Below are 19,938 nucleotides of genomic sequence, written 5' to 3'. Positions count from 1 at the left end.
TTTCCAGCCCTTTTTCACCTATTTTTCTCCTTGTTTTCTTCTTTCTTTTCTTTGACCTCCTCCACCGTTACCGACTATTCTTTTATGAAAATCACTACCTACCTGGCGGCCTTGGGCATGGCCCTGACTCTTACCACCAGCGCCTGGGCCCAAGCAGCGCCGGCGGCCACGGCGGCCGACAGCGTGGACGCCCTGATAAAGAACCGGATGCAGCAGCAGCGGATTCCGGGCCTGCAGTTGGCCGTTGTTCACCACGGCAAAATCGTGAAGCTCTCCAACTACGGGCTGGCCAACGTGCAGGACTCGGTGCCGGTAACGAGCCGGACGGTTTTCCCCATCAACTCCATTACCAAAGCCTTTACCGGCGTGGCCGTGATGCAGCTCGTGGAAGCTGGCAAGCTAGATCTGGCCGCCCCCATCGGACAGTATGTAAAGGGGCTGCCGGCGGCCTGGCAACCGGTTACCATCGGGCAGCTGCTGGCCCACAGCTCGGGCATTCCCAACATCATGCCCGACGACGAGCAGATAAGTGAAAACGAGCAGCAGGCCGCCTGGGCGAAGGTGCAGACCCAGCCCATGGATTTTAAGCCCGGGGAGAAGTTCAGCTACAACCAAACCAACTATTTGCTCCTGGGCAAGCTGATCGACCAGCTCAGCGGACAGCCGTTTGCCCAGTTCATTGAGCAAAAACAATTGTGGGCCGTGGGCATGCCGCACAGCAAGTTTGGCGACGCCCACACCGTAACGCCCCACGCGGTACGGGGCTACAGCTTTCTGCACGCCGTGGATGGGGAACTGCGCAGGGCAAGGAGCTGCGCAACGTCTTCGAGGTATTTGCCCCTATCCTCTACACCGCCGCCGGCCTCAACTCTACGGCCGACGACCTGGCCCACTGGGTGATGTCTTTGCAGCAAGGCAAGCTTTTGAAAGCCAACAACCTGGCTAAACTCTGGACGCCGGTGCTGCTCAATAATGGCCAGACCGGCGGCTTCAGCCGGCAGCTGAATGGCTACGCCGCGGGCTGGCCCACGGTGGGCCGGCCCGAGCACCGCGCCGCCGCGGCCGTGGGCGGGGGCCGCTCGGCCGTATTCGTCTACCCCGAAGACGACCTGGCCGTGGTGGTGCTGACCAACCTGATTGGGTCTAACCCCGACCGGTTTGTGGATGAAATAGCCAGCTTTTACGTGCCTGATATGCGACTGGCTACCGGCTTTGGCTTGCCGCCCCAGCTGCGGGCGCTACACAACGAGCTGCGCAAACGCGGCTTTGAAAACGCGCTGGCCCTGGTGCGGCAGCAGCAAAAGCAGAACCCGGCCTACCAGCTGCCCGAAGACGACGTCAACGCCTGGGGCTACACCCTGCTACGCCAGCAGATGACGGCCCAGGCCCTGGAAATCTTCAAGCTGAACGTGAGCCTCTACCCAACCAGCCCCAACACCTACGACAGCCTGGCCGAAACCTACCAGGAAATGGGCAACAAAGCCCTGGCCGTGAAAAACTACCGCCAGGCGCTTAAGCTGGACCCCAGCAGCCGCAACGCCGCCGAGCAGCTCAAAAAGCTTCTGTAATCCTTTACCCCACCGCTTTTTTCAGCGTATGAGCCGCCTGCTACCCGCCACTCTGCTCCTGGCCCTGCTGCTGACCGGCTCCCTCGTGCGGGCCCAGAGCCTGACGTACAACCAGCTTCTGGAAGGCGCCGCCCGCCAGTTGGGCCAAAAAAACTACTGCGCGGCCACTGCTGCTTTCACCCAGGCATTTGCCGACAGCTCCCGCGTTGGGCCCTTCGACCTCTACGCCGGGGCCGGAGCGGCAGCTAATTGCCCCGGCCAGCAGGCCCAGGCCCTGCGGTGGCTGCTGCAGCTGAGTCGGCAGCCGAATCTGCCCATCACCGCCCGCGACATTGACCAAATGGCGCAGGACGCCAGCCTGAGCAGCCTGCACAGCTCAGCGGACTGGAACCGTTTTCTGGTCAGTATGCGCCAAACTGCTGCCCGCCGGGTAGCCGAAGCCCAACGGGCCGCGGCCGAATGGCAACAAGCTGCGCTGGGCCAAGCCCTGCCAGCGCCGACCAAACCGGGTGCTTTTGCGGTGGCCCAGCCCGGCTTTGCTTTGTATTATGCCCCCGTCGACACGGTGCGGGTGCCCTACTTAGTATACGTACCCAAAACGTACAACCTGACCCGCCCGGCGGCCTTGCTCGTGTATTTGCACGGGGCATTGCTGGCACGCCGCAGTTTCGGACCACTGACCCGGGGGTGGCGCAGGAGCCGATTTTTGCCGCGGCAGCCGAGCAGAATGCCCTGGTGCTCTACCCCTTCGGCCGGCAGTCGTTTGGGTGGCTAGAGCAGCGGGCGGCCTTGGACAATGTACGCCGCATGGTGGAGCAGGTGCAGCTGCGCTACCATATTGACAGCCGCCGGGTATACCTGGGCGGCATGTCGAACGGGGCACGGCGGCATTTTGGTACGCCTGCCAGTCGCCGGCCGGCTTCGCGGGGTTCTATGCCCTTTCGGCGCAGCCAACTAGTGCGCTGGGGCCCTTAAATTTTAAACAGCTGCGCCGGGGTGCCCCACTGTACTCGTTAAATGCCCAGGACGACGACGTATTTGCCTACCAGGATGTGCGCGCCGTGTACGAGCAGCAGCAAGCTCAGGCCCGGCAGTGGCACTTCCTCTCCCGGCCCACCGGCGGCCACGGCTTTTTGTACGGCCCCGACGGCCCCGCTGCCCTACGCAGCCTGCTGACCCAGCTGATGCAGACGCAGGCTGCAGCGCCAGTTAAATAAGAGAGCGGTACACCGAAAGGCTTGGCCCGGGAAGTTGAGACGAGCCTCCATTACGGAAGTTTTTCCCACCTTTCCCGGGCTAAGCTTTTTTCAGTGGGCTCTACCCGGCCTAGCTTTCTACGTTACGAGAGGCGCATGTACCCGGCCCTGGCTTTTCTTCTGCTGTTCTTCTCCGGCGCGCGCCTGCCCCTGAACCGTCAGTTCCGGCAAACCCCGGGCGGGGTGCCGATATTCGTGGTGTCCAACGGGTTTCACACCGACATTGTGGTGCCCCTGCGTGAGCCCCGCACCGGCACCGACTGGCTGCAGCAACTAGGCCAGCCCCAGCTCACGGCTCAATTTGCCCACTACCGGTACGCGGCTTTCGGCTGGGGCAGTGAGCGGTTTTACCTCAAATCCTACGGGGGGCGTATGCCGGGCGTGGGTACTGTGCTGCGCGCCGCCGGCCCGGGTCCCACGCTTATGCACGTGGGCTTTTATCCCCAGGCCCCGCAGCCGGGCAAGCGCGTGGTAGCCCTGCAGATTTCAACCGCCGAATACCAGCGTCTGGCTTCTCTGCTGCAAGAATCCTTCGCGCCCGACAGCACCGGTGCGGCCCAGCTGCGCAACGCGGCCGGCTATACGTCCCACGACTTTTTCTTCCGGGCCCAGGGCCGCTACCACGCCCTGCACACCTGCAACGACTGGACCGTGCGGACCCTGCGCCGCACTGGATTGCGGGTGCCCCTGAAGTCGCCGCTGGCTGGGCCGGTGCTGCGGCAGCTGCGCCGCAGCCGCCCGGGCGCCGGGCAAGCGCCACAGTAGGCGCTACTTTCTTTCCATCAGCCAGTATTTCCTTGCTAAATACCAAGTCGTGGGCAAAGTCCAACTCGTATTGGTAACCCGGTAGCCCCTTACCCTACCGTGCCTTGCCGCCCGCCTTGCCATGCTTGATGTTCATCGTGAAGAATTACCCCAGAGTTACTTGCTGGTTCTGGCCCCTTCCCGGCACGAAAAAGATGAACTGAAGCTAACGCGGGCCCTGCACCGGGCCAGCCGTAGCCCTAAAAAGGCCGTGTGGGTGGATTGCAGCCTGCTCGACCACCTCTCGGCCGAAGCCATAGACCTGCTGCTGGCCTACGCCTACATGCTGCACTGCCAGAACCGCCGCCTCGTGCTCTGCCACGTGCCCGATACGGTGCGCCACCACTTCCTGGACCTGGACGCCGAGTCGCAGCCGCTGGTAGTGCCCTCCCTGCTCGACGCGGAAAGCTACGACGAGGCCAAGCCCTCCGGTTTCTTCTCCGCCTAAGCAGTAGAGGTTGCCCACGCCGCAGCGGGGAAGTCAGGCCGGGCGTTGTACCTTCGCGCCATCATTCCGCATATTACCCGATGAGCGTTCAGAAACCCAGCATTCCAAAAGGCACCCGCGACTTTGGCCCGGCCGTGGTGGCCCGCCGCAACTATATTTTCGGCATTATCCGCCGTACTTTCGAGAAGTTCGGCTACGCCCCACTCGAAACTCCCACTCTGGAAAACCTGTCGGTACTGACCGGCAAATACGGCGACGAGGGCGACCAGCTCCTGTTTAAAGTTCTCAACTCGGGCGACTTCCTAAAGGACGTGACGGCCGAGGACCTGCTAAACGAAGACGGCAAAGCCACCCGCCGGGTGCTGCCCAAAGTGGCCGAGAAAGGCCTGCGCTACGACCTGACGGTGCCCTTCGCCCGCTACGTGGTTATGAACCGCGGCACGCTGACTTTCCCCTTCAAGCGCTACCAGATCCAGCCCGTGTGGCGCGCCGACCGGCCCAGCGCGGCCGTTACCGCGAGTTTTACCAGTGCGACGCCGACGTGGTAGGCACCGATTCGCTGCTGTGTGAGGCGGAAATCGTTCTGATGATGAGCGAAGTACTGAACGCGCTGGGCTTGACCGACTTTACCATTAAAATCAACCACCGCGGGGTGCTGCGCAACATCTATCAGGCGCTGAACAGCGACGCCCGCGAAACCGACCTGTTCGTAGCCATTGACAAGCTGGACAAAATCGGGCGGGACGGCGTGACCAAGGAGCTGCTGGAGCGGGGCTTCTCGGCCGCGGCAGCCGAGCAATTGTTTGGCCTGCTGGCGGTAGAAGGCAGCTTTGCCGATAAGCTCAGCGCGCTGCGTAGCGCCTTCGGCGCGGCGGGTGTGCCCACCGATGCCCCGGAAGCTTACAAGGGCTTGCAGGAGTTGGGCCAGGTCGTGGACTTTCTCACCAGCTTCGGCTTCGAGCAGTTCGAGCGCCTCGAATTTGACCCCACGCTGGCCCGGGCCTTTCCTACTACACGGGCTGCATCTTCGAAATCAAGATCAACAACGTGAACATGGGCAGCGTGAGCGGCGGGGGCCGCTACGACAACCTGACCGGAGCTTTCGGCCTGCCGGGCGTATCGGGCGTGGGCTTCAGCTTCGGCGTCGACCGGCTCTACGACTGCCTGGAGGAGTTGCAACTCTTCCCCGAAAACGCCGCTACTACCACGCGCTGCCTGCTCACTAACTTCGACGCTGAAGGCATGCTAAGCCTGCTGCCGGTGCTGCGCGAGCTGCGGGCCGCGGGCGTACCGAGCGAAATGTACCCAGAAAGCAAGAAGCTGGCCCAGCAGTTTAAGTACGCCGACGCCAAGGGCATTCCCTACGTGCTCATTCAGGGCCCCGAGGAGCGGGCCGCCGGGCAGTTTAAGCTCAAGGAGCTGCGCACCGGCGAGGAAAAAACCCTGACCCTGGAACAGGTGCTGACCACCCTGACAGCTTAGCCCGACCGCGGCGGGCAAGGTGTGGTGGGCAGCCCGAGAAACTCCGGAGTGTCCGCCATAGGTGTGGTAGGCGCCCGGAAGTTTTCCGGGACCCTCAGCACACCTGTGATGGGTATCCCGGCCTTTTCCGGAGTGCCCGCCACACATGTGGCAGCTATTACGAGGTTTTCCGGAGTGCTCATCACCGCTGTGATGGGCACTCCGTGCTTTTGCTGGTTGCCTACCACACGTGTAGTGAGCCCTGCCAAGTTTGTCGGGGTATGGAACACACCGGTGGCGGGCAGCCGAAAACCGCTGGGCGGCACGGGGAATTGGCAGCCGGACGTGGCCGGTTCCAAAAGATTTCAGGAACTTGCCGGTCACCCGTTTTTCTTTTTCCACCACCCGCATGTCCGCCGACGTTTTCTACCTCGACCCCAGCACCCACCTCGACTTACCAACCCTGCGCCAGCTGCTCGCCAGTGGGCAAACCGTAAAGCTTAGCCCAGTCGCCACCCAGCGAATTGAGGCTTGCTACCAGTATTTGCACAACCGTCTGGCCCAATCCGACGCGCCGGTGTACGGCATCAATACCGGCTTTGGGGCCCTCTGCAACACCGGCATTGCCCCGAGGAGCGGCAGCAGTTGCAAGTCAACCTGATGATGTCGCACGCCTGCGGCACGGGCGAGGAAGTGCCCGCCGAGCTGGTGCGCCTGATGCTGCTGCTCAAGGCCCAGAGCCTGAGCTACGGCCACAGCGGGGTGCAGCTGGCCACCGTGCAGCGCCTGCTCGACTTCTACAACCGCGGCATTCTGCCGGTCGTGTATCAGCAGGGCTCCTTGGGCGCCAGCGGGGATTTAGCTCCCCTGGCTCATTTGTGTTTGCCCCTGGTGGGTCTGGGCGAAGTAAACTACGAAGGCTACCGTCTGCAAGCGGCTGATGCCCACCACCTCTTCAGCTGGACGCCCATCACGCTCGAAGCCAAGGAAGGCCTGGCCCTGCTCAACGGCACCCAGTTTATGCTGGCCTACGGCGTGCATAGCCTGCTGCGGGCCGAGCGGCTGGCCCAGGCCGCCGACGTCATCGGGGCGCTTTCCCTGGAAGCTTTCGACGGCCGCTCGGAGCCGTTTGACCACCGCCTGCACCAAATTCGGCCCCACGCCGGGCAGCTCAAAGTAGCCGAGCGGATTCGCGGCTTTTTGCAGGGCAGCGAGTTGCAGCAGCAGGCCAAAACCGCCGTGCAGGACCCCTACTCCTTCCGCTGCCAGCCCCAGGTGCACGGCGCCTCCCGCGACGCGCTGGCCTATGTGGCCCAGGTGCTGGAAACCGAGTGCAACGCCGTAACGGACAACCCCAACATCTTCCCCGACGACGACCTGATTCTCTCGGGCGGCAACTTTCACGGGCAGCCCCTGGCCCTGGCACTCGACTTTATGGCCATTGCCGTGGCTGAACTGGGTAGCATTTCTGAGCGCCGCACCTACCAGCTTATTGGCGGGCAGCGCGGCCTGCCGCCCTTCCTGGTAGCCGAGCCGGGCTTGAACTCGGGCTTCATGATTCCGCAGTACACCGCCGCCGGCATCGTGAGCCAGAACAAGCAGCTCTGCACCCCGGCTTCGGTCGACAGCATCGTGAGCAGCAACGGGCAGGAAGACCACGTGAGCATGGGCGCCAACGCCGCTACCAAGGCCCGCCGGGTGCTCGACAACGTGGAGCAGATTCTGGGCATCGAGCTGATGAATGCGGCCCAGGCCCTGGCTTTCCGCCGCCCGGCCCGCACCTCGGCGGTGCTGGAGCAAGTGGTGGAAGCCTTCCGCGAAAAGGTGAAGTTTGTGAGCCGGGACCGTATTCTCTACCCCGACCTGCACGCCGCCGCCGCCTTCGTACGCGGCTATGAGTGGCCGTAAGCACTGCGCTAAGAAAAGAACGACATATCGAGCAACGCGAGGCATTTCGCCTGCTGATGTTGTTTAGACTGTCATCCTGAGCTTGCGAAAGACCTTATAGGATATGAACGACGGGCGTAACCACAACTCGGTCTGGCGGGATAAGGCCCTTCGCAAGCTCAGGATGACAGATAAAGCATAGTATTGCGCGGGTAGTTCCTATTTTTAGCGGAGTGCAAAACGCTAATGCGGATGTCGTACGTTATGAATTCTGTGAACCACTTCCGCTACCTCGCCTTTCTACTGCTGACCTTACTGGGTTTAACTGGCTCCGCCCAGGCCCAGTGCCGGGACCAGCTGCCCAGCAACTGTGACCAGCCCTTCGAGGCTTTTGACCAGCAAACCGGGCTGCCCGTGCAAAACTTCTGCGTGGGCCGGCCGGTACGGATTGTCATTACCTGCCCCGGTCGCAGCGGCGTGGACCGCAACGCGCTCTACTACCAGTTTGTGCCCGGCGCCCTGATCTCGGCGCCCTGCACCGGCTACAACAGCCGCAGCAATACCTTCACGCCCACCCAGGCCGGCACCATCACGGTGGCCGAAAACGCCCAGGCCGGTGCCGGCACGGGCACTATTTTTCTGCGGGTCTACGAGGTTTTTGCCACTACCAAGCCCACGTTCCAGGTAGAGGCCTGCGCCCCGGGCTTCGTGCGCGTCAACGTGACCGATCAGGCCTACGACGCCTACACCATCCGCATCGACGACGGGCCGGTGCAGCCTGTGAGCAAGGGTGCCGGTCCGCAGGTGTACGCCGTGGCCGGCACCACGGGTAAAATCAAGGTTACCGGCTTCTATGCCGTGGGCGGCCTGTGCGTAGGCGCCGACAGCACGACATACTCCACCCTGGGCACGGCTCCCACACCGGTAATTCGGCGTCTGGCGCTGACGGGAACCACGCTGCAGTTTCAACTGGATGCTTTGCCCACCGGCTACCGCTACGAGCTCCAACAGGCCGATGCCGGTAGTCCCGGCGGCTTCCGGACCCTGCCTCAGGCCGTGTTTGGGGGCAGCGGCGCCACGCTCAGCGGCGTGACGGGCCCCGAGTGTTACCGGGTGCGGCTGCAGGACGTGTGCGCCACGCCGGGCCTGCCGGTTTCGCCCACGGCGTGCTCCCTGCTGCTGACGGCTACTTCCACTAATGGGCAAAATACCCTGACTTTTCCCGGCACGGCCAGCACCTACCAGCTCCGCCGCAACGGCCAGAATCTGGTGACGCTGCCGGCTGGCACTACTACCTACACCGATGCGGCCGTGACCTGCGGCGTGCCGTATTGCTACCAGCTCGAAGCCGTGAGCGGCCCGCCGGTAGCCCGCACTACGGTGGTGTCGAATGAGGCCTGTGTAACGACCACGCCCAGCCCCGTGCTGCCCGTGCCCCAGCTGGTAGCCAGCTTTACGCCTGCTAACCAGGTGGTGCTGACGGCCACCGTGCCGGGCCTGCCCACCGGCGGGCGGGTGCGCTACCTGCGCGCGGCAGTGGTGGGTGGGCCCACCGAAATCGGGCTGACGGCCCGGCGCACCCTGCGCGACTCTACCCAGCGTTTCAACCCCGAGGCGGCCTCCTGCTACCAGGCCCAGTTTGTGGACGACTGCGGCAACAGTTCGGCGTTGAGCCCGGCCTTCTGCCCCGTACTACTCACGGCCAAAACCGCCGACCCCGACGGCAACTCGGTGCAGCTAAGCTGGTCGGAGCTGCGCGGGCCCGACCCGACGGGCGTGCAGTACACGGTGCAGCTGGTGGATGCCAACGGCGCAGTGCTGAGCCAGCCAGCAGCCAACAGTAGCAGCACCTCATTCTTGGACCAGGCCCCGCCCTCCGACCGGCAAGTGCTGCGCTACCGCATTGCGGCCACCAGCCCCGGCCTGACCCAGCCTAGCTATTCGAACATTGCTCTCATAACCCGGCAGATGAAAGCAGTGCTGCCCACGGCCTTTACACCCAATGGCGACGGGCTCAACGACGTGCTGGAAGTCAAAGGCCGGTTCCTGTCCACGTTCACCTTTACCGTAGTAGACCGCAACGGCCAGCAGGTGTTCCGCGGCACCGACCGGACCCAGGTCTGGAACGGGCGCATCGGCAATGAGGAACCCGTGCCCGGCGCCTACGTCTGGCGCTTCGAAGCCACCGACGAAACCGGCAAGCGCGTGGTGCAGCACGGCACCATCACGCTGCTGCGCTGAGGTAAGGTTGGTAGCCATTTAATTGTATATTAAAGCAAAAGGCCGCTCCCGAATCCGGGAGTGGCCTTTTTCATAGCAGCTTAGCCTGAGCTATTTCTCAATCATGAGCTTTTGGGTCTGGACCTGACCATGGAGTACTAGGCGGCAGGTATAAAGGCCGGCAGGCAATGTTTTGCGGTCCAGCGTGAGTTGGTACAGCTGCCCGGCGGCGGCCGGCGCGTCGAAGAGGGTAGCCACGGTTTGACCCAGGGCATTGAATACCTGCACGCGGGCCGCGGTGGTAAGCTGGCTGCGGAAGCTGATAGTAGTGCGCTCGGCAAACGGATTGGGGTAGGCATCAAAACTGGTAGCCAGGCCCGAACCTGCCGTTTTGCCTTCGCGCATCGGGGTGAAGCCGCAGGTAGCTAGTTGATCCTGGTGGTTGGTCAGGTGGGCGGCTACGGCGCTGGCATCCACGCAGAGGAGCTTGCCGTTGTGGCAGATAAGCACCTTGTCGTTCTTGTTCCCGCAGCGGGCATCCAGCACCCGCAGCGTAACCGCGGCCGTGGCCGTGCAGCCGTACTCGTTGGTTACCGTTACGGTGTAGGCGTAGGTGCCGGGCGTGGCAGCGGTGAATACGGGCGCAGCGGCCGAAGCGTCACTCAGGCCCGCGGCCGGGCTCCACTGGTAGCGCTGCCCGCCCGTGGCCGTAAGCGTGATACTCTGTGGCCCGTACCCCAGATACAGCGTTGTGGGCACGCCGCCGGTGTAGATGGGCGTGGCGGGCGTCACGGTAATAGCGGCCGTGGGCAGGCTGCCCAGTACGGTTACGGTAGCCGTGGCTGTGGCCGAGTTGCCGTTCTTGTCGGTCACGGTCAGCGTCACGGGGTTGGGGCCCGGGTTGGCACAGGTAAAAACGGCCGGGCTTACTTCCACCGAGGCAATACCGTAGGCGTCGGAAGAGCCGTTGTCCACGTCGGAGGCGCTGATGCGGGCCTGGCCTGAAGCGTCCAGCGTTACAGTAACATCCTTAGCCAGAGCCACCGGCGGCACATTGTCGACCGTGGTAAAGGACCATATTTCCCCGGTCACGGTTTCCCCGTCCCGAATTTCGTCGCCGTCGTAGAGGGCGTCTACGCGCCAGTAGTAGGTTTTCAGCTCGGCCTGGGCGGCCAGCAGCAGGCTGATTTCGGGAGTGGTGGCTACCATTTCCAGCTCCTGCGGGGAAGTTCCCACGAAGACGTTGTAGCGGCTGGCGCTACCGTTCCAGCGCAGGGTCAGGTTTTCGGGCTGGGTGGCGGCGTACCCATCGGCCGGGGCCACGTTGGTAGCGCTGCTGCCTTGGCGGGTAGCGGCGGCTCCTACCAAGGTAATGTTGGGCGTGGGCGGCGGGGCCATGTCGCCCCCAGGTAGTAGCTGGGGTGAGGCGGCTGGTTATAGGCCGAGTTCTGCAAGGCCACCTGGGCGCGGTACTGCGCGTCGTGCATCAGCGTAGGCAGGCGGTGCGTGGTTGGGATGGTCGTGGTCAGAATTACCAGGCTCTGGTTGTCGATGCTGCGGCTGATGACTTCCTCGCGCCAGTCGCCGAGGATGTCGGCCGAAACGCCGGGGTTGCGCTTGGTCGTGTTATTATAAGCCATGTTAAAGGGCTCGGCATAAATGGTAGCCAAGCGCGTCACGGAGTTGGTAGCCGGGTTCCACTTGTCGATTTTGTCGCCGTCGAGCAGCTCCCGCTGCAAGTCGCCGTCCCACCACAGGCCGAAGTTGATGCTGGGCCGGGAGGTGCTGATCTGCTGGCCGGTGCAGGTGTACACGCCCCCGCTGGAGCCCCACAGTTCATAGCCTTTGTAGCGCGGGTCAATATCGGCGGCCATGGCCCGGCCCACGTCGCCGGTGGTAGGTACCCCGAATATAAGCTGGCCAGTGCGGGCGTCGCGCAATTGCAGGCCCTTGCCGGCATACTTGGCCGGTTCTTCTTGGCACTGCCACACTTCCTGGCCGGGCCGGTCAGGGTCCATGTCGCTCATGTGCAGGGCGTCGCCGTGGCCATAGCCGCTGCTGAACAGCCCCCGGCCGTTGTCGTCGATGGTGCTGGCTCCGTTGCAGATTTCATCCTTGCCGTCGCCGTCCACGTCGCCCACGGTAAGCTGGTGGTTGCCCTGCCCGGCGTAGGCCGAGTTGCCGCTTGTGTTGGAGTCGAAGGTCCAGCGCTGGGTGAGCTGACCACCGCGCCAGTCCCAGGCCACGCGCACCAAGCGGGTGTAGTAGCCCCGGCCCATAACCAGGCTAGGCCGCTGCCCGTCGAGGTAGGCAATGGCCGACACGAACCGGTCGACGCGGTTGCCGTAGTTGTCGCCCCAGCTGCTCACGGTGCCGCGGGCGGGCAGGTAGTTGGTCGTGGCCATGGCCGCTCCGGTTTGTCCGTTGAACACGGTCAGAAACTCGGGACCCGAGAGAATATAGCCCGCCAAGTTGCGGTAGTCGGCCGTGGCGCTGCCAATGACCACCCCGCGCCCGTCGGTGGTGCCGTCGGCGGTTTTCACGGCTACCTCAGCTTTGCCGTCATTGTCCAGATCATACACCATGAGCTGAGTGTAGTGGGCCCCGGCCCGGATGTTGCGGCCCAAATCGATGCGCCAGAGGCGTGTGCCGCTGAGCTTGTAGGCGTCCAGGTAGACGTTGCCAGTGTAGCCGCTCTGGGAATTGTCCTTGGCGTTGGAGGGGTCCCATTTCACCACGACTTCGTACTGCCCGTCGCCGTCGAGGTCGGCTACCGAGCAGTCGTTGGCTGAGTAGGTGTAGGCCTCGCCCGTGGGCGTGGTGCCGCCAGCCGGAATCTGGAGCGGAATCTTGAGAAACTGCTGAGCCAGGGTGGGCGCGGTGGCCGAACCGGCCTGCTCCACCCCGTTGATTACGGCCCGCACGCTGTACGCTGCATCGGTGGAGTTGTCGTCGACGAAGTTGGTGGAGTTGGTAATGGGCGTGGCGTTGGCCTTGGTAGCGCCCCGGTACACGTTGAAGCTGATGCCGGCCGGGTCGTTGCCAAACAGGCGCCAGCCTACGTACACCTGGCCGGGGCTGGTACGCACGGCCACCACGCCGCGGTTGAGCTTTTCGAGAAACTTCTGGGCCTGAGCCGGCAGCGTGAGCAGCAGCCAGGCGAGACACAGCAGCACAAGCTGCCGGCCACGGGGTAGGATTGGTTTCATAGTAGGAATTTTGGGTAGTGGAAAAGGTCGGGGCGAGGCCGCGGCCAGTGGGCGGGCAGCGGGTTGAAAGTCCGGAATCCACTGAGACTAAGTGTCCTGCACTATCCTGCTCTGTCATAATTATTTCTAGAGGAGGCAGTACTCCAAGCAGTAGCGCGAACTTTGTAGTTCGCGGGCCGGAACGGCGGGTAGTGCGCAGGGCTTCACAGACCCTAACCGCCGGTCAGCGGAGCTATAGTGCCCGCAACGGCCCGCCCCCGGGTCAGGCATGACAGTACAGGGAAGCTACGGCGGGGGCGGCAGTTACTTTTAGCCACCTTCGCTACCAATCCCGCCCGCCTGATGCCCACCCCCTTCCCCACCACTTTGCTGGCCGCCACGCTCCTCACCAGCGGGGCCTTAGCCCAGGGCAACGCCGCCAGGCCTAAGCTGGTATACAAATTCGACTTTGGCAGCGGCAAAACGGCGCCCGGCTACACGGCCGTGGGGGCCGACGCGGTGTACTCTCCCGCCACAGGCTACGGCTTCGACTTTGGCACCAGCGTCACGGCCGTGAACCGCGGCAGCAAGGGCGCGCTACGCGGGGATTTCGTGACCAGTAAGCAGCCGTTTTACTTCTCGGTAAACCTGCCCGAGGGCAACTACACCGTGACCGTAACGCTGGGCGACGCCAAGGGGGCGTCCAGCACGATGCTCAAGGCCGAGTCGCGCCGGCTGCTGCTCGAAACCACCACGACCAAGCCAGGGCAGCTCACGACCCAGACCTTCACGCTCAATGTAAAAAGTCCCCGTATCAACGCCACCGAGAGCGTCAGCCTCAAGCCCGGGAGCTTAGCAAGCTGGATTGGGACAACAGGCTGACTTTGGAATTCAACGGCCCAAACCCCTGTTTGGCGGCCCTGGAAATCGTGCCGGCCCCGCAGGCTACTACCGTGTTTCTGGCCGGCAACTCCACGGTGGTTAACCAGGATGATGAGCCCTGGGCGGCCTGGGGGCAGATGCTGCCGCGCTTTCTGGGGCCCGGGGTGGCCGTGGCCAACCACGCCGAGTCGGGCCTGACGCTGGGCTCGTTTCTGAGTTCAAAGCGGCTGGAGAAGGTGCTCAGCGTAATGCGGCCCGGCGACTTTCTCTTCATCGAGTTTGGCCACAACGACCAGAAAGACAAGGGTGAGAATGACGGGGCCTGGAAAGCCTACACCGAGCGGCTGCGGCTGTTTGTGCGCGAAACCCGGCAGAAAGGCGGCATTCCGGTGATTCTGACCTCGACCAGTCGCCGCAGCTTTGGAGCCGACAGCAAAATCGAAAACAGCCTGGGCGACTTCCCCGCCGCCGCCCGCCGGGTAGCCCAAGAGGAAAAGGTGGCCCTGATTGACCTTAATACCCTGACCACCACGCTCTATGAGGCCATGGGCTCGGAAGAGTCGAAGAAGGCCTTTGTGCACTATCCGGCCAACACCTACCCCGGGCAGGCTCAACCCCTGGCCGACAATACCCACTTCAACCCCTACGGCGCCTACGAAATTGCCCGGTGTGTGGTGGAAGGCATTAAAGCCAACAACCTGGGCCTGGCTAAACTGCTGCGCCCCACACCCACCTTTGACCCCGCCCACCCCGACGCGCTTACCGCCTGGCAGTGGTTTGACAGCCCCCGCAGCGCCGTGACCAAGCCCGATGGAAATTAGGGCCGGAGCCGGTTGAGTAGAGTTCCGTTTATTTCTTACCAATCCTCACGACTTCCACTCGGTTGATGCCTACCCCAATAAAACAGCTTGGTTTATTGCTTCTGCTCCTGCTGCCCCTGGGTGCATTAGCCCAGGCTAATCCGGCCGGTAAGCTGGCCGCCAAGCCCTTGTTTCGGGACCCGGTGTATGATGGGGCCGCCGACCCGGTCGTAATTTGGAATAAGAAGGAGCAGAAATGGTGGATGTTCTACACCAACCGCCGGGCCACCGATACCACGGCCCAGGGCGTCACCTGGGTGCACGGCACCCGCATCGGCATTGCCGAATCCGGGGACGGCGGGGCTACCTGGCGCTACCGCGACACGGCCAACATTGGCTACCGACCCACCCCGCAGTACACCCACTGGGCCCCGGATGTGGTGGAGGACAAGGGCCTGTACCACATGTTTCTGACCTACGTGCCGGGCGTGTTTACCGACTGGAACCACCCGCGCCACATCCTGCACCTGACCAGTTCGGACTTGCTCAATTGGCAGTACCAGTCGACCCTGGCGCTGGCCACGGACAAGGTCATCGACGCCAGTGTGCTGCGCCTGCCTGACGGCACCTGGCGAATGTGGTACAACAACGAGCGGGCCGGCAAGAGCATCTACTACACCGACAGCCCCGACCTCTACCACTGGCAGGACCACGGCCAGGCCCTCAAGGAGCGCGGTGAAGGCCCGAAGGTATTCCGCTGGCAAGGCCAGTACTGGATGATTATCGACAAGTGGCAGGGCCTGGCCGTGTACAGCTCCCCCGACCTGAAAACCTGGACCGCCCAGGCTGAGCGGCTGCTGGAGCTGCCCGGTAAAGGCCCGAGGACCAGGCCATCGGCGGGCACTGCGACGTGGTAGTGCACAACGACCGGGCTTACCTGTTCTACTTCACCCACCCTGGCCGCCGGCAGGGGACGCCCTCGGCCGCCAGCACCATTGCCGCCAAGCGCAGCCTGATTCAGGTCGTGGAGCTGCACTACGCGGCGGGCAAGCTTTCCACCAACCGCGACGAGCCGACCTACGTGGATTTGGGCAAAGCAGGAAAGCGGGGCCGCAAGAGGTAGTTGGTAGATGAGCTTCAGGAAGTTGTCTGTCTGTCATCCTGAGCTTAGCGAAGGACCTTATCACGCTGGCACGAGGCGTTGTTTAACTTGTCGTTCGTATCCCATAAGGTCCTTCGCAAGCTCAGGATGACAGTCCACTTTTAGCTTTCTCAAGAATTCTATGATGTCGTTTCTTTCGAAGAACCTGCTTCTAAAAATACTCCTGCCCGTCGCCAATCTGCTTCCCCTGGCCACCGCAGCCCAGCAGCCGCTGTCGCAGCCCCTGGTGTTTGCCTACTTCAAAGGCAACAGTAAGGATGGTCTGCACCTGGCCTACAGCCGCGACGGCTTCCAGTGGACGGCCCTGAAAAACGACAGCTCGTTTCTGAAGCCCGCCGTGGCCCAGGACCGCCTCATGCGCGACCCTTGCATTCTGCGTGGCCCCGATAGGCGGTTCCATATGGTCTGGACGGTGAGCTGGAACGACAAGGGCATCGGTTACGCTTCCTCTCCGGACCTGGTGCACTGGTCGGAGCAGCAGTTTATTCCGGTGATGCAGCACGAGCCCGGAGCCCGCAACTGCTGGGCCCCGGAAATCAACTACGACGAGAAAGCCAAGCAGTACGTCATCTACTGGGCCACTACCATTACCGGCCGCTTTCCCCAAACCCAGGCCAAGGGTGAAAGCAGCTACAACCACCGCATCTACTACACCGCCACCAAGGACTTTCAAACCTACACGCCCGCCCAGCTGCTCTACGAGCCCGGCTTCAACGTCATCGACGCCAGCATTCAGCAGGATGGCAAGCGCTACGTGATGTTTCTCAAGGACGAGACGCTGGAGCCCACGCCCCGCAAAAACCTGCGCCTAGCCTACAGCAAGTACCTCACCGGCCCCTACACCCAGCTCTCGGCCCCATCACCGGCGACTACTGGGCCGAAGGACCTTCGGCTGTGCGCCTGGGCCAGGACTGGTTGGTGTACTTCGACAAATACCGCCTGCACCGCTATGGAGCCGTACGCTCCCGGGACCTGAAAACCTGGACCGACGTCTCAGACCAGATTCAACTGCCCGCGGGTCTGCGCCACGGCACCATCCTGCCGATTACCGAGCAGGAGTTGCAAGTGTTGCTCAAGCAATAGCCAAGGCGCAGAAAAGAACGTCATGTCTTGCTTTGCTCGACATGACTTGTACTAAAAACGCCAAGCAGGAAACTACAGGACAGGCGGCAACGGAGTGGGCAGTACGTTAGCGTCTGGTAGCCCGGCTGCCCTTCCCCGAACCCTTCCCACCTTCTTCTACCCCATGGGCCTTTCCACTACTTTCCGCCAGCTGGCGCGCTACGTGCTGGCCGGCGCGGCGCTGCTGAGCACCTTGCCCTCAGCTGCCCAAACTGCCCCGCAGAAGCAGGTGCAGTACCTCTCGGGCCGCGACAACAAGCCCACCGTGCAGTGGGACTTCTACTGCACCGGGGCCGGAAAAGCGGGTTCTGGACCAAGATTGCGGTGCCCTCTTGCTGGGAGCAGCAGGGCTTCGGCAGCTACAACTACGGCCGCGACTACAAAACCTACGGCAAGAATTTCCGCTTCGCCGACGAGCAGGGCCAGTACAAGCATCAGTTTACAGTACCCACTGGCTGGCAGGATAAGCAGGTCTTTATCGTCTTTGAAGGCTCGATGACGGACACTGAGGTGAAAATCAACGGGCAGAGCGCGGGCCCGATTCACCAGGGCGCCTTCTACGAGTTCAAGTACGACATTACCGACAAGCTCAAGCCCGCGGGTCAGAGCAATCTGCTGGAAGTCACGGTGAGCAAGATGTCGGCGGAACAGTCGGTCAATAACGCCGAGCGGCTGGCCGACTACTGGGTGTTCGGGGCATTTTCCGGCCGGTCTACGTGGAGGCCTACCCCGGCAGTTCATCACCCACACGTCCATCGACGCCAAGGCCAACGGCTCGTTTGGCATGCAGGCCTTCGTGCGCAACGCCCCGGCCGGCGCCCAGGTGCAGGCCGACATTCTGGACGCGGCGGGCCAAGTCATCGGCACGGCCAGCGCAGCCGTGAACCCCAAAGATACCGTCGTGACCCTGCGCACTTCAGTGAGCAAGCCCCGGCTCTGGACCTCGGAAACGCCGAATCTGTACCGGGTGCGCACCAGTTTGAGGCAGGGCGCCACCACGCTCTACCAGACCACCGACAAGTTTGGGTTTCGCACCATCGAGGTGCGGCGCGGGCAGGGCATTTACGTCAATGGCACCCAGGTGAAGATGAAGGGCATCAACCGCCACAGCTGGTGGCCCGAAACCGGCCGCACCCTCAACGACTCCATTCAGCTGGCCGACGTGCGGCTGCTCAAGGAAATGAACATGAACGCCGTGCGCATGTCGCACTACCCGCCCGACGGGAAGTTCCTGGACCTCTGCGACTCGCTGGGCCTCTACGTATTGGATGAATTGGCCGGCTGGCAGAAGGCTTACAGCACCAAGGCCGGCGAGAAGCTGGTCAAGGAAATGGTGATTCGCGACGCCAACCACCCCAGCATCATCTTCTGGAGCAACGGCAACGAGGGCGGCACCAACAAGGAGCTGGACGACGACTACGGCAAGTTTGACTTCTCCCGCCGCCCCGTTATTCACGCCCACCACCGCCCCGGCAACCAGCACAGCGGCATCGACTGCAACCACTACGAGAATTACTACAGCACCCAGAAACTCCTCAGCGATTCGCTGATTTACATGCCCACCGAGTTCCTGCACTGCCAGGACGACGGCGGCGGGCCGTGGGCCTCAACGACTTCTGGGAGCTGCACTGGAAGTCCCAGCGCTCGGGCGGCGGCTTCCTCTGGGCCCTCGTGGACGAAGGCATCGTGCGCACCGACCAGCGCAATATCATCGACGTAAACGGGGTGAATGCGCCCGACGGCGTGGTGGGCCCGCACCGCGAAAAGGAAGGCAGCTTCTACGCCATACGGGAAATTTTCTCGCCCATCAAGATTGACCTCAAGGAACTGCCCGCCAGGTTCAACGGCACGGTGGAAGTCGAGAACCGCTACCATTTCAATAACCTCAATCAGTGCTTTTTCCAGTGGGAGCTGGTAAACTACCGCAAGCCCACCGACCCGTTTGCCGGCTCGATTTCGGGCAAGAAAAGCCGCCTCAAAAGCCCCGACGTCAGGCCCCTGGCCAAGGGGAAGCTTAAGCTGGAGTTGCCCAAAGACTGGAAAAACTACGACGCGCTGGTGCTCTCGGCCTTCGACCCGCAGAAAAACCTGGTGTATAAATGGACCTGGAAAACCGGCGGCAACCAGAAGGTGCTCGACGGCGTGGTAGCCCTGGCTTCGGCCGAGAAAAGCCCGGTGGAAGTCACCGACGCAGACTCCTTGCTGACTCTGAAAGCCAACAACATTGTGGTGGCCTTCAACAAAACCACCGGCAAAATCACCGGCGTGAAAGGCAACAACGGCGACAAGCTTTCCTTTGCGGGCGGCCCGGTGCTGGTCAGCGGCGCGGCCTCCTTTACCAGCCTGCAGCACCACGCCGAGGCCGACGGCGAAATAGTCGACGTGACGTACAGCGGCGACCTGAAGGCGGTGCGCTACAAGATGCACGGCTCGGGCTGGCTGCGCATGGACTACGAGTACAGCCTGCCTGCCGGCGACTACGCCTTCAGCGGGCTGAGCTTTACCTACCCTGAAAACTACGTACTGGGTGCCAAGTGGCTGGGCAAGGGACCTTACCGGGTCTGGAAAAACCGCCTGCAGGGCGTGGGCGACAACGTCTGGGAAAACGCCTACAACAACACCCAAACCGGCGCTGCCCCTGGATCTACCCTGAATTTAAGGGCTACTTCGCCGACATTGCCTGGCTAGAAATGAACACCGTGGAAGGCAAATTCCTCATTGCCTCGCCCGACAAAGGTCTCTATGTGCGCCTGTTCGATTTCTACGGCCTCTCGGGCGTGAAGCCCTCCCGGCTTTGCCCTCGGGCAACCTCTCCTTCCTCGATGCCATTCCGCCCCTGGGCACCAAGCTGGCGCTGAATATCGACGCCAACACCAAGAACCTGGGCCCCAGAGCGAATTGAACCACCTCAGCGGCAGCACCAAGCGCACCCTGTACTTCTATTTCGGCCTGCCCAAAACGGACTCCAAGCCCCAGCCCTACACAGCTCCGGTCAAGGACGACTTGTTTTAAAACGGAAGGCGGTATAGAAAGTATGCATACCAGTATGCACTTGGAAACTAGCGTAAGTTTAGATTAAAAGTTCGTGCAGCATTGCCTACCTTTAGCTAGTACGGCTCATTTTCTTAATTTCTATTGCA

General features: G+C 62.5%; 20 protein-coding genes and 2 pseudogenes. 20 read left to right on the top strand and 2 right to left on the bottom strand.

What is annotated here, in order from left to right; genetic code table 11:
- The first annotated feature begins 84 nt into the window (after positions 1-84).
- From MUN79_RS17245 to MUN79_RS17200, 11 genes and pseudogenes are all read left to right on the top strand, one after another.
- On the top strand, positions 85-900 hold the full coding sequence (locus MUN79_RS17245) for a serine hydrolase domain-containing protein (protein ID WP_244673892.1): 816 nt from the start codon (positions 85-87) through the stop codon (positions 898-900).
- A complete protein-coding gene (locus MUN79_RS17240) occupies positions 813-1,568 on the top strand; it encodes a serine hydrolase domain-containing protein (RefSeq protein ID WP_244678351.1) in 756 nt (251 codons plus the stop codon). Before MUN79_RS17245 ends, MUN79_RS17240 begins: the two co-directional genes overlap by 88 nt.
- 28 nt (positions 1,569-1,596) lie before the next feature.
- Entirely contained in the window at positions 1,597-2,343 is a 747-nt protein-coding gene (locus tag MUN79_RS17235) for a hypothetical protein (RefSeq protein WP_244673891.1), read from the top strand.
- A complete protein-coding gene (locus tag MUN79_RS17230; protein ID WP_244673890.1) occupies positions 2,304-2,543 on the top strand; it encodes a hypothetical protein in 240 nt (79 codons plus the stop codon). The genes MUN79_RS17235 and MUN79_RS17230 overlap by 40 nt, the downstream gene beginning before the upstream one ends.
- 77 nt (positions 2,544-2,620) lie before the next feature.
- Entirely contained in the window at positions 2,621-2,785 is a 165-nt protein-coding gene (locus MUN79_RS17225) for a hypothetical protein (RefSeq protein WP_244673889.1), read from the top strand.
- A 135-nt stretch (positions 2,786-2,920) separates the two neighbouring features.
- Positions 2,921-3,589 carry a TIGR02117 family protein gene (locus MUN79_RS17220; RefSeq protein ID WP_244673888.1) on the top strand — a complete coding sequence of 223 codons (669 nt, stop codon included), beginning with the start codon at positions 2,921-2,923 and terminating at the stop codon, positions 3,587-3,589.
- Between the two features lie 160 nt (positions 3,590-3,749).
- Positions 3,750-4,076, top strand: coding sequence for an STAS domain-containing protein (locus MUN79_RS17215; RefSeq protein WP_244673887.1), 327 nt, complete (start codon positions 3,750-3,752; stop codon positions 4,074-4,076).
- Positions 4,077-4,156: 80 nt separating this feature from the next.
- Positions 4,157-5,558, top strand: a pseudogene (gene hisS, locus MUN79_RS17210) (histidine--tRNA ligase).
- A gap of 388 nt (positions 5,559-5,946) precedes the next feature.
- Positions 5,947-6,198 (top strand): aromatic amino acid lyase, encoded by a 252-nt coding sequence (locus MUN79_RS31135; RefSeq protein WP_311136498.1) that lies wholly within the window; start codon positions 5,947-5,949, stop codon positions 6,196-6,198.
- The gene (gene hutH / locus MUN79_RS17205) at positions 6,198-7,445 is read left to right on the top strand and encodes a histidine ammonia-lyase (RefSeq protein WP_311136497.1); all 1,248 of its coding nucleotides are present in this window, start codon (positions 6,198-6,200) and stop codon (positions 7,443-7,445) included. The genes MUN79_RS31135 and hutH overlap by 1 nt, the downstream gene beginning before the upstream one ends.
- A 243-nt stretch (positions 7,446-7,688) precedes the next feature.
- The gene (locus tag MUN79_RS17200; protein WP_244673886.1) at positions 7,689-9,665 is read left to right on the top strand and encodes a T9SS type B sorting domain-containing protein; all 1,977 of its coding nucleotides are present in this window, start codon (positions 7,689-7,691) and stop codon (positions 9,663-9,665) included.
- 90 nt (positions 9,666-9,755) lie between these two features.
- Here the strand turns inward: MUN79_RS17200 and MUN79_RS17195 are convergent, their stop codons facing one another.
- Positions 9,756-11,042: a T9SS type A sorting domain-containing protein gene (locus MUN79_RS17195; protein WP_244673885.1), complete on the bottom strand. Its 1,287-nt coding sequence runs from the start codon at positions 11,040-11,042 to the stop codon at positions 9,756-9,758.
- Entirely contained in the window at positions 11,006-12,853 is a 1,848-nt protein-coding gene (locus MUN79_RS17190) for a rhamnogalacturonan lyase (RefSeq protein ID WP_244673884.1), read from the bottom strand. Before MUN79_RS17190 ends, MUN79_RS17195 begins: the two co-directional genes overlap by 37 nt.
- Before the next feature lie 342 nt (positions 12,854-13,195).
- Here MUN79_RS17190 and MUN79_RS17185 point away from each other — a divergent pair, with 342 nt between their 5' ends.
- From MUN79_RS17185 to MUN79_RS17145, 9 genes and pseudogenes are all read left to right on the top strand, one after another.
- Complete coding sequence (locus MUN79_RS17185) at positions 13,196-13,714, top strand: hypothetical protein (RefSeq protein ID WP_244673883.1); 519 nt, start codon at positions 13,196-13,198, stop codon at positions 13,712-13,714.
- A gap of 2 nt (positions 13,715-13,716) precedes the next feature.
- A complete protein-coding gene (locus MUN79_RS17180) occupies positions 13,717-14,535 on the top strand; it encodes a rhamnogalacturonan acetylesterase (RefSeq protein ID WP_244673882.1) in 819 nt (272 codons plus the stop codon).
- A gap of 95 nt (positions 14,536-14,630) precedes the next feature.
- Positions 14,631-15,431, top strand: coding sequence for a glycoside hydrolase family protein (locus tag MUN79_RS17175; protein WP_244673881.1), 801 nt, complete (start codon positions 14,631-14,633; stop codon positions 15,429-15,431).
- Positions 15,425-15,637: a hypothetical protein gene (locus tag MUN79_RS17170; protein ID WP_244673880.1), complete on the top strand. Its 213-nt coding sequence runs from the start codon at positions 15,425-15,427 to the stop codon at positions 15,635-15,637. The genes MUN79_RS17175 and MUN79_RS17170 overlap by 7 nt, the downstream gene beginning before the upstream one ends.
- Before the next feature lie 160 nt (positions 15,638-15,797).
- On the top strand, positions 15,798-16,652 hold the full coding sequence (locus tag MUN79_RS17165; RefSeq protein ID WP_244673879.1) for a glycoside hydrolase family 43 protein: 855 nt from the start codon (positions 15,798-15,800) through the stop codon (positions 16,650-16,652).
- Positions 16,595-16,759, top strand: a complete 165-nt coding sequence (locus MUN79_RS17160) for a glycoside hydrolase family protein (protein WP_244673878.1) — start codon at positions 16,595-16,597, stop codon at positions 16,757-16,759. The genes MUN79_RS17165 and MUN79_RS17160 overlap by 58 nt, the downstream gene beginning before the upstream one ends.
- A gap of 309 nt (positions 16,760-17,068) precedes the next feature.
- Positions 17,069-17,425, top strand: a pseudogene (locus tag MUN79_RS17155) (sugar-binding domain-containing protein); the annotation flags it as partial.
- A gap of 157 nt (positions 17,426-17,582) precedes the next feature.
- Positions 17,583-18,518, top strand: a complete 936-nt coding sequence (locus tag MUN79_RS17150) for a glycoside hydrolase family 2 protein (RefSeq protein ID WP_244673877.1) — start codon at positions 17,583-17,585, stop codon at positions 18,516-18,518.
- A gap of 970 nt (positions 18,519-19,488) precedes the next feature.
- A complete protein-coding gene (locus MUN79_RS17145) occupies positions 19,489-19,656 on the top strand; it encodes a hypothetical protein (protein WP_244673876.1) in 168 nt (55 codons plus the stop codon).
- Positions 19,657-19,938 lie beyond the last annotated feature (282 nt).

The sequence above is a fragment of the Hymenobacter cellulosilyticus genome (assembly GCF_022919215.1).
Classification (GTDB): domain Bacteria; phylum Bacteroidota; class Bacteroidia; order Cytophagales; family Hymenobacteraceae; genus Hymenobacter; species Hymenobacter cellulosilyticus.
Note: the sequence above shows the minus strand (reverse complement) of the source record. Positions and strands in the feature narration are given on the sequence as shown.

Coding starts and splice junctions, on each gene's coding strand:
- MUN79_RS17195 (WP_244673885.1), bottom strand. CDS start 11,042: ATGGCCCCGCCGCCCACGCCCAACATTACCTTGGTAGGAGCCGCCGCT.
- MUN79_RS17190 (WP_244673884.1), bottom strand. CDS start 12,853: ATGAAACCAATCCTACCCCGTGGCCGGCAGCTTGTGCTGCTGTGTCTC.
- MUN79_RS17245 (WP_244673892.1), top strand. CDS start 85: ATGAAAATCACTACCTACCTGGCGGCCTTGGGCATGGCCCTGACTCTT.
- hutH (WP_311136497.1), top strand. CDS start 6,198: ATGATGTCGCACGCCTGCGGCACGGGCGAGGAAGTGCCCGCCGAGCTG.
- MUN79_RS17235 (WP_244673891.1), top strand. CDS start 1,597: ATGAGCCGCCTGCTACCCGCCACTCTGCTCCTGGCCCTGCTGCTGACC.
- MUN79_RS17150 (WP_244673877.1), top strand. CDS start 17,583: ATGCAGGCCTTCGTGCGCAACGCCCCGGCCGGCGCCCAGGTGCAGGCC.
- MUN79_RS17200 (WP_244673886.1), top strand. CDS start 7,689: ATGAATTCTGTGAACCACTTCCGCTACCTCGCCTTTCTACTGCTGACC.
- MUN79_RS17145 (WP_244673876.1), top strand. CDS start 19,489: ATGAACACCGTGGAAGGCAAATTCCTCATTGCCTCGCCCGACAAAGGT.
- MUN79_RS17185 (WP_244673883.1), top strand. CDS start 13,196: ATGCCCACCCCCTTCCCCACCACTTTGCTGGCCGCCACGCTCCTCACC.
- MUN79_RS17220 (WP_244673888.1), top strand. CDS start 2,921: ATGTACCCGGCCCTGGCTTTTCTTCTGCTGTTCTTCTCCGGCGCGCGC.
- MUN79_RS31135 (WP_311136498.1), top strand. CDS start 5,947: ATGTCCGCCGACGTTTTCTACCTCGACCCCAGCACCCACCTCGACTTA.
- MUN79_RS17165 (WP_244673879.1), top strand. CDS start 15,798: ATGATGTCGTTTCTTTCGAAGAACCTGCTTCTAAAAATACTCCTGCCC.